At 49.6% G+C, this 12,855-nt stretch carries 11 protein-coding genes; 2 read left to right on the forward strand and 9 right to left on the reverse strand.

Annotation, left to right across the window (positions count from 1 at the left end):
- Positions 1–11 precede the first annotated feature (11 nt).
- Positions 12–692 (forward strand): TIGR04211 family SH3 domain-containing protein, encoded by a 681-nt coding sequence (locus tag OEY58_00955; GenBank protein ID MDH5324011.1) that lies wholly within the window; start codon positions 12–14, stop codon positions 690–692.
- Positions 693–776: 84 nt separating this feature from the next.
- Here OEY58_00955 and ilvD read toward each other — a convergent pair whose 3' ends face one another.
- From ilvD to OEY58_00980, 5 genes are all read right to left on the reverse strand, one after another.
- Entirely contained in the window at positions 777–2,630 is a 1,854-nt protein-coding gene (gene ilvD / locus OEY58_00960) for a dihydroxy-acid dehydratase (GenBank protein MDH5324012.1), read from the reverse strand.
- Between the two features lie 88 nt (positions 2,631–2,718).
- Positions 2,719–3,744, reverse strand: a complete 1,026-nt coding sequence (locus tag OEY58_00965) for a glycosyltransferase family 2 protein (protein MDH5324013.1) — start codon at positions 3,742–3,744, stop codon at positions 2,719–2,721.
- A 69-nt stretch (positions 3,745–3,813) separates the two neighbouring features.
- Entirely contained in the window at positions 3,814–4,197 is a 384-nt protein-coding gene (locus OEY58_00970) for a DUF302 domain-containing protein (GenBank protein ID MDH5324014.1), read from the reverse strand.
- Positions 4,198–4,272: 75 nt separating this feature from the next.
- Complete coding sequence (locus OEY58_00975; GenBank protein MDH5324015.1) at positions 4,273–4,761, reverse strand: cytochrome c; 489 nt, start codon at positions 4,759–4,761, stop codon at positions 4,273–4,275.
- Complete coding sequence (locus tag OEY58_00980; GenBank protein ID MDH5324016.1) at positions 4,745–5,425, reverse strand: DUF2231 domain-containing protein; 681 nt, start codon at positions 5,423–5,425, stop codon at positions 4,745–4,747. Before OEY58_00980 ends, OEY58_00975 begins: the two co-directional genes overlap by 17 nt.
- A 212-nt stretch (positions 5,426–5,637) precedes the next feature.
- Here OEY58_00980 and OEY58_00985 point away from each other — a divergent pair, with 212 nt between their 5' ends.
- Entirely contained in the window at positions 5,638–6,165 is a 528-nt protein-coding gene (locus tag OEY58_00985) for a hypothetical protein (GenBank protein MDH5324017.1), read from the forward strand.
- A gap of 84 nt (positions 6,166–6,249) precedes the next feature.
- Here the strand turns inward: OEY58_00985 and OEY58_00990 are convergent, their stop codons facing one another.
- The 4 genes from OEY58_00990 to OEY58_01005 all read right to left on the reverse strand — a co-directional run bounded on the left by OEY58_00990 (position 6,250) and on the right by OEY58_01005 (position 12,852).
- Entirely contained in the window at positions 6,250–6,522 is a 273-nt protein-coding gene (locus tag OEY58_00990) for a TMEM165/GDT1 family protein (GenBank protein ID MDH5324018.1), read from the reverse strand.
- A 13-nt stretch (positions 6,523–6,535) separates the two neighbouring features.
- Complete coding sequence (locus tag OEY58_00995; GenBank protein MDH5324019.1) at positions 6,536–9,652, reverse strand: efflux RND transporter permease subunit; 3,117 nt, start codon at positions 9,650–9,652, stop codon at positions 6,536–6,538.
- Positions 9,653–10,030: 378 nt separating this feature from the next.
- Complete coding sequence (locus OEY58_01000; protein MDH5324020.1) at positions 10,031–11,587, reverse strand: efflux RND transporter periplasmic adaptor subunit; 1,557 nt, start codon at positions 11,585–11,587, stop codon at positions 10,031–10,033.
- Positions 11,587–12,852, reverse strand: a complete 1,266-nt coding sequence (locus OEY58_01005) for a TolC family protein (protein ID MDH5324021.1) — start codon at positions 12,850–12,852, stop codon at positions 11,587–11,589. The genes OEY58_01000 and OEY58_01005 overlap by 1 nt, the downstream gene beginning before the upstream one ends.
- Positions 12,853–12,855: the final 3 nt, after the last annotated feature.

A 12,855-nucleotide genomic window follows, 5' to 3' on the forward strand; every position in this document is an offset into this window, starting at 1 on the left:
ATCGACGCCAAATGACAAAATTAATTTTCAGCAGCCTTTTTATCAGCCTCTTTATCATTTCCCCCGCCACAGCGACTGCGGCAGAGGGCGGTAGTAAATACGTGAGCGACGAAATAATTATTCTGCTACGTGCCGGTCCCAGCAATAAACACAAAATACTAAAAAACCTGAAAAGCGGTGACAAAGTAGAGGCAACCGGTGTTGAGGAAGGTGAGTACAGTCAAATTCGCGTGGGTGACCAGGAGGGCTGGGCCTTGAGCCGTCACTTATCTGCCAAACCGGCTGCCAAATTTCTTTTAGACCGGAATCAGAAAAAACTTGAATCATTGGAAGAAAAATACAGTGATTTGCAACAACAGCTCAAAGACCTGGAAACCGAAAATCAGACCTTAAAAGAAACCTTAGCGTCTACAACCGATGAAAAGACCAAAATGGTCGAAGAATTGAGTCACTTACGCGATGTGGCCGCCAAACCCCTGGAACTATCCAATGTGAACAAAGACCTGACCATGCAAGCGGTTTCTCTGGAAAATCAGGTTGAAATGATGAAACAAGAAATTCAGGTATTGCGCAATGATTCCGACAAGCAGTGGTTTCTCACCGGCGCCGGGGTAATCTTACTTGGCTTGTTGGTGGGGATGGTCATTCCCAAATTTCGACGCCATCGACGCTCCGACTGGTCCAGTCTGTAAGGACGCCGGTGACAATGAATAAACCAAGAAGGCTGAGGGCTCTTTTGTAACGGGCAAAGCGCCCTCGCATTTATCCCCTGGTTCTTATTTGGTTCGCTCCAGCTGTGATACATCCCGCACTGCACCACGCGCCGCCGAGGTGGTCATCGCAGCATAGGCCCTTAAGGCCGCACTGACTTTTCGATCCCTGCCCACGGGCTGCCAAGGCCGTGCACTGCTGTCCATAGCCGTACGCCGCGCTTGTAATTGCTCATCACTCAAGGCTACACGAATACTGCGTTCGGGTATGTTGATTTCAATAATATCGCCCTCTTGCACTAAACCGATGGCACCACCTTCCGCGGCTTCGGGCGACGCATGACCGATGGATAGCCCCGAGGTTCCACCGGAAAAGCGTCCGTCGGTGATCAATGCGCAAGCTTTGCCCAAACCCTTGGATTTCAAATAGCTGGTGGGATACAACATTTCCTGCATACCCGGACCACCACGCGGCCCTTCATAGCGAATAATAACCACATCGCCCGACTGGATACCATCGGCCAATATGGCCTCCACCGCACTATCCTGACTTTCGAACACGCGCGCTGGACCAGAGAATACCAGTATACTTGCATCCACCCCTGCGGTTTTCACCACACAACCATCCAAGGCAATATTGCCGTAAAGAACCGCCAACCCGCCATCCTGGCTATAGGCATGCTCTATGTCGCGAATACAGCCATTCTTGCGGTCCAAATCCAGTTCAGACCAGCGTTTCTCCTGGCTAAATGCCGTTTGTGTCGGCACATTACCCGGTCCCGCTTTATAAAAGACCTGAGTCTCCTCAGCATCGCTGCGACACACATCCCACTGCTCCAGGGCCTGCGCCAAAGTGTCACTGTGTACCGTAGGTCCGGACGTATGGATTAATCCACCACGATCCAGTTCACCCAATAGAGCCATCACTCCTCCGGCTCTGTGTACATCTTCCATATGGTACTGCTGAGTGCTGGGTGCCACTTTACTCAAATGGGGCACCCGCCGGGACAAGCGATCAATATCCGCCATGGTGAATGCCACCTCCCCCTCTTGTGCAGCGGCCAATAAATGCAATATGGTGTTGGTGGACCCACCCATGGCAATATCCAGAGACATGGCGTTTTCAAAAGCCTTAAAATTGGCAATGGAACGCGGTAACACTGAGGCGTCATCTTCTTCATAGTAGCGGCGAGCCAGCGTTACAATTTTCCGCCCGGCTTCCAAAAACAATTGTTTGCGATCGGCATGGGTAGCTAACAGACTACCGTTACCCGGCAAAGCCAAACCCAAGGCTTCGGTCAGACAATTCATGGAATTGGCGGTAAACATTCCGGAGCAAGAACCGCAGGTGGGACAAGCGGAACGTTCCATTTGAACGACTTCATCATCCGATACATTCGGATTCGCCGCGCTCACCATGGCATCAATCAGATCCAGGTGCACTTCCTTGCCTCGAATCACACTTTTACCCGATTCCATCGGACCACCGGAAACAAAAATGGCGGGAATATTCAATCGCATGGCAGCGTTCAACATTCCCGGCGTGATCTTGTCACAGTTGGAAATACACACCAAGGCGTCAGCACAATGGGCATTGACCATATATTCCACAGCATCGCTGATGACTTCTCGGGATGGCAAACTGTACAACATGCCCCCATGTCCCATGGCAATACCGTCATCCACCGCAATGGTATTAAATTCTTTCGCAACACCACCGACTGCCTCTATTTCCGCAGCCACCATTTGCCCCAAATCTTTTAAGTGCACATGTCCTGGGACAAACTGGGTAAAGGAATTGGCAATGGCAATAATGGGTTTGTCAAAATCACCATCTTTCATACCTGTGGCACGCCACAGGGCACGTGCACCGGCCATATTGCGCCCGTGAGTGGTGGTTCGCGATCGATAAACCGGCATTGAAATACTCCTCAAACTGTTTCTGGCGGCCTATTCTAGCAACTTGGGGCCGCCTACCCAAACTTTATAATATTATGACTCACGGCACTTATCCCACCATTAAAAAGTCCTCACCTTGCTCATAGCCATACCGCTCCAACTGAGACGCGATGAGATCTCGGGCTCCATGATTGGTAACATAACTCAGAACCACGGGTTTGCGTGCCCTCACTTTTGTTTGTTGCAGCCACTGCGCCGGTTGCACCAACGCACCCTGAATGCGATTACCAATTTTCTTGGGGTCAATATCAATCCAGGCAAAAGGGTTAAATCCTTTATTAATCAGCAAAGCACTGCGTTGCCGGGTTTTACGTCCCGCCCCCCAGTACACAATGGGGCGGCCACGCTGTAATAAAGGATGTTTTGCCAAATATTCTGCCCGTAGCCAATCAAACCTGGACCGCGCATAACGGGGATCCACTCTGGATGTACGCTCACTGCTTTCGCGCCAATACAATAACACCCGAGGCAATTTACGCATTTTTACCCCGGCATGATTAAGGCGCAACCACAGCTCGTAGTCCTCGGGAAATTCCCCTTGGCGATAAGTACCGTGCTGATCCAGCAATGCTTTACGCAACATCACGGACGGATGAGCCAAAGGAGATTCCACAAACATCTCCTTTGCAATGTCTGCAGGCTCCAAGCATTGATTTTGCCAACGAAGATATTCACGATATCCCGCTTGAACATCTTCACCTGGAAACAGCTCAACCTGACAGGCGACCAGCCCTACTTCCGTATGGCGTTCAAGGTGAGACCATTGCAGCTCCAATCGCTGCGGATGCATGACATCGTCTGCATCCATACGGGCAATATAAGGCGCTTTGGCCTGACCCAGGCCATTGTTCAACGCGTTCACCAGACCCTGCGGTCCCTGGGACACGATTTTGAGACGGAAATCCCTTTGCGCCCAATAGGCGAGTTTTGCAGCACTTCCATCGCTGGAGCCATCATCCACCACAATGACTTCGAAGTTCGTCAGCGTCTGCTCTGTGACGGACTGCAAGCATTCATCCAAAGTCTCCCGTGCGTTTCGCACCGGCAAAACCACACTTACCCGGGGGTGAGACATGCAATCACGGAACTGAAAATGATTTGAGCGGCGATGCGATCCGGGAAAGATGAACCGCAAGAGCCGGGATTAAATCAATGCACTAACACGCTGCAGCTTCTCTCGCACTTGTGCCGCCAGTTGCCCTACCTGATCATTATCAACTAACTGTAAGACCGCTGCCGGATCCATAAATGCAACCGTTATACTGCCGTCATCTTCCTCCCGAACCACCACATTACAGGGTAACAGCAAGCCTATATCCGGCTCAGCATTAATCGCTTGATGGGCTAAGGTGGGGTTGCAGGCACCCAGAATGACATAGGGCTTGCGATCCACATCCAGTTTGTTTTTCAGCGTCTGTTTCACATCAATTTCAGTTAGCACGCCAAAACCCTCAGTTTTTAGGGCTTCTGTTGCCTTTTCGATAGCTTGTTCGAAACTCCCGGAAAAAGTCACTGAAAATCCATACATGATGTTATCCTCTGTGTGTTCAATGAAAGGGGCTCCTCTGATTAGCTCAGGATTTAACCATGAGACTCAAAGGGATTACTTGGCTGAATTTTGTTGCATTTCGTACCAGGCTGCATACACGGGTTCCGGCCAAAGAGATTGGAAATAGCTGATAACCGCATCCACTTCCTCATTGTCCAAACGCCCTTGCCAAGCGGGCATATTACCATTGGGTTTGGTACCGTTGATAATCACATTACGCAGTACCGCCCGAGAATGATGCCAGGCATGTCCCGAGCCATTTAAAGGGGGTGGCGGATATTTACCATCACTCCCCGCTTTACGCCACTGCGGCGCACCCTGGGCCGTCTCGCCGTGACACTGGGCACAATATTTAACGTATACGGCTTTTCCTCGTGCCAACTCCTGGGAAGAAAATGACTGTTTAGGCGCCAAGCCGCTGCTGGCACTGGAAACCTGTGGGTTTTGATCGCAAGCGATCCCCAAAACGGCAATACCACATACCACCAAACCCTGAAAATACTTAGACAGGCATTTTTGCAATGGCTTAATCGATGCTGTCATGCCCACCGGATGCCGGCGTATGCCCGGGAGCCTTGCCTTCGTCATGGCTATGACCACTGTCGTTATGGTCGCCGCCGTGACCGTGGGCCTCTTTGGCATTATCCAGACTGTCATGGTGATCCCCTTTCGACATATCGTGATGTCCGTCAGCGCCGTGACCAGCGCCGCTACCGTGATCATGAGCCACACCTTCAGCATGACTGTGATCGCTTTGATCCGGTAAGGACATCACCCCCAAACCGTGTCGGTAAACCAGTTCTCCACCGTACCAACCCGTGGTCAGCAGTAAGCCGGCCGCAACCACCACCGCAGCTGTCAAAGGCAAGGCAATGGGCTTGGAATTTTTTGCTCGCATAAAAGACCACAATCCTAGAGCTACAAAAACTATAGTAGTGGCCACCGCCCATTTCCTATGTTCTAACATAACCAAATGTGAAGGGGTATCGTGATTAACGGAGTTAAAAGCAAACCATCCGGCAATAACGGTGATCACAGCAAAACCAATCCCAACCCAAAGATTCCAATTAGCAACAGTGGTCAAAGAGCGTTGCGTCGTGGTGTTGCCCACAACGAGTACCAATACATGCAAAACGGCAGCGGTAAGCAACAATCCTATGCTGAAATGAACAAAAAACGGGTGCCAATTTGGTATGATTTCAAACATTTAACTCACCTTTTTTATTTTTTGTTGATATCTTGGCCTATTCATCGTCCCCTATTGTAAACCATCCAAGCCAAAAACCAATCAACTTTATCTCAGGAAGCCAGGCCGGTGGAGCTGTAACTCGATATAAGGTAGACTGTGGTTTGGTTTAGTCATTTTCGAAGCGTCTCCCGTAACCCGGTTTTTTTGCGATTCAGTTTGAAGGATTAAACATGAACAGCCATTGGCCCGCGTTTTGTCTCCTCTGCACCACATTCCTCAGCACTCCCGCCCTTTCACTGGACCCTGACTATCTAAAGCAGCTGGAAATAGAGGCGGAAAACCAAAATCGTGTCGACACCATGGAGCCGGAAAACAAATCCGAGTCTGCCCTAATTCAACAAGTTAACACCTCTATTGATGAGAAAAAACGGCGCAAGGCGCTGTATTTGAAACAGTTGGACGTGGAAGTCAATTCCAACGAGGCAATTTCAGTTCCCGTAAAAATGGCACCGGTGAATGCCTCAAGCAAGAATCAAACCGCTGGAGTTGCAGGCAGTTCCCACCACCTGAGCCTGGCAGAATTTGAAACGTTGATCATCCAAAAACAACCAACCGTGCTGCATTTTTACAACCTTCTAAGCACGGCAGAAAAAAAAGCGGTTATATGGGAATATGAAGAAAATCGCAGTACAGCAGTAACAGCAAAATTCATTCTGGATTTATATTCGGAAAAAATCAAAGACAGGCACTCTCGCTAGTACTTTGCCTTAGCTCATTGGACGTTAGTACGTATTCACGTTTCGCACCAAACTGTCTTCAACCCTAAATCTTTCAATCTCTACTCAGGCTTTAACCAAAGTCCATAAGCCGATAACGATAAAGATCACACCGGCAATACGCGCCATGAGCTTTTCATCGATACTTTGAGACAACAAAGCACCGGCAAACACAGCCACAGCTGTGGCCACAACCAAAGCCAAAGCGGCCGCCGCAAACACCAATAACTTGGCATTCTGGGCATTGGAGGCGAACAGCATGGTTGCCAATTGGGTTTTATCCGCAATTTCCGCCAGGAACACGGTAACAAACACCGTTGAAAACAATTTCAGATCCATCTTTCATCCAGGATTAATGGTATTCGAACTGTCCACGTTTGATTTGGCGGCTACGCCACATGACATACAACACCGGTATCAATACCATGGACACCAAAGGTGCCGTAATCATCCCCCCCAACATGGGCGCTGCAATCCGCTGCATAACCTCGGAGCCTGTACCGGTTCCCATCATAATGGGTAGCAAGCCCGCCAAGATTACCGCCGCGGTCATAGCCTTGGGTCGCACGCGCATTACCGCCCCTTCAATTACAGCTTCGCGGAGTTCCAAAATGGTTCGCGGCTTACGCTCTTTATAGGCTTGATCCAGGTACACCAACATGACCACACCAAATTCCGCCGCCACACCCGCTAAAGCAATCAAACCAACCCCGACGGCCACCGACAAGTTATAGCCCAGTATGTACACAAACCAAAATGCACCTACCAGAGCCAAAGGCACAGACAGCATCACCATCAAGGATTCTGCAAAATTTCTAAAATTCAAATACAACAACAACATAATAATGACCAGGGTCAAGGGCACCACGTACTTGAGCCGTTCTTCGGCACGAACCATGTACTCATATTGACCGGTCCAACCTATGGAATACCCCGAAGGAAGTTTGATTTTTTCCGCCACCACTTGCTGTGCGTCCTTAACATAACTACCCAGGTCACGTTCCCTAATATCCACGTAAATCCAACCGGTGCGCCGCGCATTCTCACTCTTCACCACCCCGGGGCCATCGTCCACACTAATGGTCGCCACTTCGCTCAGAGGCACATAAGCCTTGCCCGAGGTTACGATGGGTAACTGCTCCAGTTGCTCGACGGAATCCCTCACACTTTGGGGATAACGAATGTTGACCGGATATCGCTCCAGGCCTTCAACGGTTTCGGTGACATTACTGCCTCCCACCGCCGTGGCGATAACTTCCTGTATATCCGCTACGTTCAGCCCCAGACGCGCCGCGGCCCGCCGCTTGATCGTGATATTGACATAGCGTCCACCGGCCACACGTTCGGAGAACACGGATCGGGTTCCCGGAATATCGCGCACCGCTTTCTCTATGTCTTCACCAATTTGTTGTATCACCGCCAAATCCTGCCCGGTAACTTTGATACCCAAGGGGGTTTTCACCCCAGTTGAAATCATATCGATACGGGTTTTAATTGGCATAACCCAAGCATTGGTCAAACCGGGAAACTTCACGGTTCGGTCCAGCTCATCCATGATATCTTTGGTGGTTATCCCCGGACGCCACTCGCTCTTGGGTTTTAATTGAATAGTGGTTTCTATCATAGTCAGTGGCGCCGGATCTGTAGCCGTTTCCGCCCGTCCAACCTTGCCGAATACGGTTTCAACCTCTGGAATTGTTTTAATGAGGCGATCGGTAATCTGTAACAACTCTCCCGCTTTACCCACGGAAACACCGGTGAAGGTGGTTGGCATATAGAGTATGTCCCCTTCATCCAACTCAGGCATAAATTCCGATCCCAACTTATCCAAGGGGATAACCAAAGAGGCCACAGTAACCACCGACAATACCACCGTCAAAATAGGCCAAGCCAATACACCGTGTATAACGGGTCGATAAAGGGCAATTAAAAACCTGTTCAAAGGGTTGTTCGACTCAGAAGCGATATGCCCACGAATAAACAGCCCCATTAACACCGGCATTAAGGTAATGGACAAAAACGCCGAAGCCGCCATGGCATAAGTTTTCGTATAAGCCAAAGGTGAAAATAATTTACCTTCCTGAGCCTCCAGCGTGAATACCGGCAAAAAGCTCAAAGTAATAATCAGCAGGGAAAAAAACAATGCAGGCCCCACTTCCGCAGAGGCACGCCGCATAATTTCCCATCGATTGGCATCCGTAATGGGCTGACGCTCCATGTGCTTATGAGCATTCTCCACCATGACGATGGCAGCATCCACCATTGCCCCTACCGCTATAGCTATGCCCCCCAATGACATAATATTGGCGTTTATCCCCTGCGACTCCATGATAATAAAAGATGTCACAATCCCTAAAGGCAGAATAACAATAGCAACCAAGGCCGATCTTAGATGGAACAGAAATACGAGACAAACCACCGCAACCACAATAAATTCTTCCAGCAGTTTGTCGCGCAGATTAATAACCGATCGCTTGATCAGGTCGGAACGATCATAGACCTCAATGATTTCCACGCCGTCCGGCAAGCCCCGCCGTAAAGTTTCCAAGCGTTCTTTTACGGCATCAATGGTATTTAGGGCATTTTCCCCCCAACGCATTACCACAATTCCACCAACCACTTCACCAACACCGTTAAAGTCAGCGATACCGCGACGCATTTGCGGCCCCAGTTTCACCGACGCAATATCTTTCAACAATACGGGAGTACCGTTTTCAGTTTTACTAATGGGAATCTCTTCAAGATCCTCAATTTTCTGGATATAGCCTCGAGCCCGAATCATATATTCAGCTTCCGCCAATTCGATAACGGAGCCGCCTACTTCCTGATTAGCTCTGCGAATCGCCATGCGAATCTTAGATAGGGGTACGGAAAACGCCCTTAATCGATCCGGATCAATCACAACCTGATATTGCTTCACCATACCACCGACGGTGGCCACTTCCGACACGCCGGGAACGGTTTGTAACTCGTACTTTAAAAACCAGTCCTGCAAACTGCGCAGTTGGGATAAATCGTGATTTCCTTTTCGATCCACTAAAGCGTATTGATACACCCAACCCACGCCGGTGGCATCCGGTCCCAAATTGGGTTTGGCCGATGCGGGCAAGGAACCGGTAACCTGGTTTAGATACTCCAGCACTCGCGAGCGAGCCCAGTAAATATCGGTACCCTCTTCAAAGATGACATACACATAGGAATCACCAAAAAAAGAATAACCACGCACGGCGGTGGTACCTGGGACAGAAAGCATTGCGGTGGTAATAGGATAGGTGACCTGATCCTCAACCACTTCGGGTGCTTGACCTGGATAAGAGGTTTTGATGATGACTTGAAGATCGGACAAGTCTGGAATGGCGTCCAAGGGCGTTTGTTTCACCGCAAACAAACCCCAACCGGTAAGAATAACGGTGAAAATTAATACCAGAGAACGGTTTTCAATAGACCATCGAATAATATGAGCGATCACAGTATTATTATTTTTCCTATCACTCTCACACTGCGTCCTTTCCTACCCGGTTGCCTCTAATCAGCCCGCCACCCCAACTGCATTTTAAAAGGGGTCGGATCAAGCCGCCGGTGTGTGTGTTTTACATCAGTGTGCATCCGTAGACACCTTGCCGGAGAACTGCAGCAACCTCAAAGCCCAATCCATCTACCATTGGCTGCCACCGAAGAAGTTAACTTTTTCGATCACCAATCGATATCAGCCCTGGCTATCCAGCCCACCTCCGGCCAATAGCCTTGGAAATAAGCCTGCATGGTTGGTCGTTCTACCGGCGCCCCCGCCAGACCAAGAGTTGTCTTTTTGACAACAACTCCATTTTATTTAAAAACAAGTAGCTTTTTAACCACCACCGGCCATCCGGGCCAAACTGGCTTTCATGCTACTTTCAGAGTCGATAAGGAACTGACTGGAAACCACAACCTCATCGCCTTCATTCAATCCTTTTAGAATTTCCACATTGCCACCTGCCTCCAAACCGACACTGACAGGCATGGGAATGAATTTACCTTCCCCTAGAGCCACAATGACACGTTTTTCCTTACCTGTTCGAATCAAAGCTTCACGCGGAATCGCCAAGGTTGCCTTTTTGGGTTTGGCATAAATTGTCACGTCCGCGTACATATTCGGCTTTAAGGCTTCGTCCATATTGTCAAACCGCAATCGTACTTTGAGACTGCGAGTGGACGCATCCAGGCTGGGATACACGTATTCCACATTGCCTTCCCATGATTTACCCGGCATAAAAGGCAAAGTCGCTTCTGCCCGCTGCCCCACCTTTACCCAATCCGCCTGACGCTCAAACACATCAACCATTAACCAAACACTGGATAGATCCACCAGATTAATAATATTTTGTGAAGGCTTAACATAGGCTCCTTCCCGTACCGTCAGTTTGGAAACAATACCGGACTGCGGCGCATAGATTTTCACCAGGTTTTCCACCACCCCGGTCTGATCCAGGGTATCTATTTGTTCATCAGAAACTCCCAAGGACCGCAACCGCTCCCTGGACGCAGAGAGTAAATCCGTGTTGCTGTGTTGTTTGGCCTGACGGTATTCTTCCTGCGCATTCACCAGCTTTGGCGAATAAACTTCCAGCAACAGCTGACCTTTGACCACGCGCTCACCTTCGGTTTTCACCACCAGATGTTCTACCCAGCCATCGGTACGCAAATTGATACTACGCAAGTTAGTTTCATTCACATTGATGTAACCAACGCTATCGACGCGTCGGTACAAAGTGCGGCGTTTCACTTTGGATGTGCGTACGCCTAAAGAATTAATTACGGTCGGAGTTAACTTAACGACCCCAGCTTCCCCTCCCACTTCCAATGGCACCAAATCCATACCGCAAATAGGACAGATCGAGTTGGGGTCTGTGTCAATAACATCCGGATGCATGGGACAGACATAGTTCTGCTTGGTATGTTTGGCGGCATGCTCCACAGCCGTATCATCCATAACGGCACTCAGGGGTTCCGAGGCACCCATTACCTGGGCTGCCGGCGAAGCACCGTTACTGCCAAAACTCTTAGCGCTGCGGGCATTACCAGATCCTGCAGAGTTTAATACCGTGCCCATGTCATCGGGTTTAGTGAGATAAAAACTGATGGGGACGGCAGCCACGATAGCAGCTACCGCCAATTGGCCAACCGTTTTGCCGAAACTGGCATTGCGTTGTGAATAGCTTCCGGGACCGGGACGATATCCGGCACGGGTCCGATCAAAATTCTGAGTACTCTGATGTCCTGAGGCCTGCTGTGGTGTCATACTGTCCTGCCCCTCGTAGCGTTCGTAACTGCCTGGATGTGGGTATTGCCCCGAAATCTTACGCTTCAACCAACGAAGCGTATCGATCAGGCCAGATCGCCCGTGATAAAACGGATCGGTTTGCATTAAATTCCCCCTGCCAGATACAGTAATTCAACTTGTGCTTTGGCTTTGTCTGCGACCAAACGTAAATGTTGCAACTGACTTGTAAGTTCAGTCAATCGAGCCCTTACCATGATGCCAAATTCTGACACACCGCTTTGGTATGCCTTCAACGCCGCCTCGGCATTTTGTTGCGCCTGTGGCAGCAATTGAGTTTCATACAAGTTTAGCCGTTCATCCGCTTGTTTATACACTGCCAAGCCGATTTCCAGTTTTTCGTAAAATGCACGACGCCTGTCATCATACATTTTCTGGGCTACCACACGGTCCGCTTGACTTGCCTGTAGTAGTCTGTCCTGACGTTTGGACTTGAACAGAGGCATATCAATCATAACCATGCCCGATACCAGATCCGCCCGGTTATTACCGTCACGCTGTCCGTATTGCAAATCCACACTCCATCCCGGCCGACGCTGGGCCTTCGCGTATTCTACACCTTTTTGAGCCGCTTGGACATTACCACGCCCCGCCAACAACCAGGGATGTCGTTCCAAGCCGTTTCTTAAACTGTTGGCTGCTGGAGCAATAGCCAATTTTGGATAGGCCATATCCAGGTCCTGCATCAGGTTTGGATTACCGACCCACTTTTTCAACGTGGCCAAGGATTTTTCCCACATCATATGTATGTTTATTTTCTTGTCTTTTAGTAAACTCTGCTCCAACTGCGCTCGCACCACATCCTGTTGATTGCCCCGACCCGCCCGGTATTGATAGCGAGTGGTTTCTTCCAACTGTTTAAAGACGTTTAGACTGTCCGAAATCAGCTTTCCCGCATGATGACCGTAATAGACTTCCATCCAGGCCATACGCACATTTAACAGGGTTTTCAGCTTTTGATCCTGGATCTCCAATGCCGTCGCATTGGCCATTTCCTCAAATTTTTCCGCCATGGCATCCAGACTGCCCGCCGGTGGTATGCGCTGCGACAAACCATAAACCACTTGCGTCATGGGCTCTTCTGCCAAAATATAGGTTTCACTGTTCAAATTCATGACGCCATACTTAAACTTGGGGTCAGGCCAAGAGTACGCCGCTACGGATTTTTCCTGCAAACTTTCCTGACTCGCTTCCACTTTGGCGATCAGAGGGTCATTTTGAAGCGCCATATTCTCCGCCTGCGACAAGGATAACAGTCCAAATCGCTCTGCTCCTACGCCAACCTCCGCCAACAAGCACAGCCCGCAAAACAGGCCCGCCGATACGGTGTTGTTAATGATAGTACGTTTCATATG

The sequence above is a fragment of the Gammaproteobacteria bacterium genome (assembly GCA_029882975.1).
GTDB lineage: Bacteria > Pseudomonadota > Gammaproteobacteria > SZUA-152 > SZUA-152 > JAJDNG01.

What these genes read in the sequence shown, in the direction of transcription:
- OEY58_00955 (MDH5324011.1), top strand. Translation starts at nt 12, where the DNA reads ATGACAAAATTAATTTTCAGCAGCCTTTTTATCAGCCTCTTTATCATT.
- ilvD (MDH5324012.1), bottom strand. Translation starts at nt 2,630, where the DNA reads ATGCCGGTTTATCGATCGCGAACCACCACTCACGGGCGCAATATGGCC.
- OEY58_00965 (MDH5324013.1), bottom strand. Translation starts at nt 3,744, where the DNA reads ATGTCTCACCCCCGGGTAAGTGTGGTTTTGCCGGTGCGAAACGCACGG.
- OEY58_00970 (MDH5324014.1), bottom strand. Translation starts at nt 4,197, where the DNA reads ATGTATGGATTTTCAGTGACTTTTTCCGGGAGTTTCGAACAAGCTATC.
- OEY58_00975 (MDH5324015.1), bottom strand. Translation starts at nt 4,761, where the DNA reads ATGACAGCATCGATTAAGCCATTGCAAAAATGCCTGTCTAAGTATTTT.
- OEY58_00980 (MDH5324016.1), bottom strand. Translation starts at nt 5,425, where the DNA reads ATGTTTGAAATCATACCAAATTGGCACCCGTTTTTTGTTCATTTCAGC.
- OEY58_00985 (MDH5324017.1), top strand. Translation starts at nt 5,638, where the DNA reads ATGAACAGCCATTGGCCCGCGTTTTGTCTCCTCTGCACCACATTCCTC.
- OEY58_00990 (MDH5324018.1), bottom strand. Translation starts at nt 6,522, where the DNA reads ATGGATCTGAAATTGTTTTCAACGGTGTTTGTTACCGTGTTCCTGGCG.
- OEY58_01000 (MDH5324020.1), bottom strand. Translation starts at nt 11,587, where the DNA reads ATGCAAACCGATCCGTTTTATCACGGGCGATCTGGCCTGATCGATACG.
- OEY58_01005 (MDH5324021.1), bottom strand. Translation starts at nt 12,852, where the DNA reads ATGAAACGTACTATCATTAACAACACCGTATCGGCGGGCCTGTTTTGC.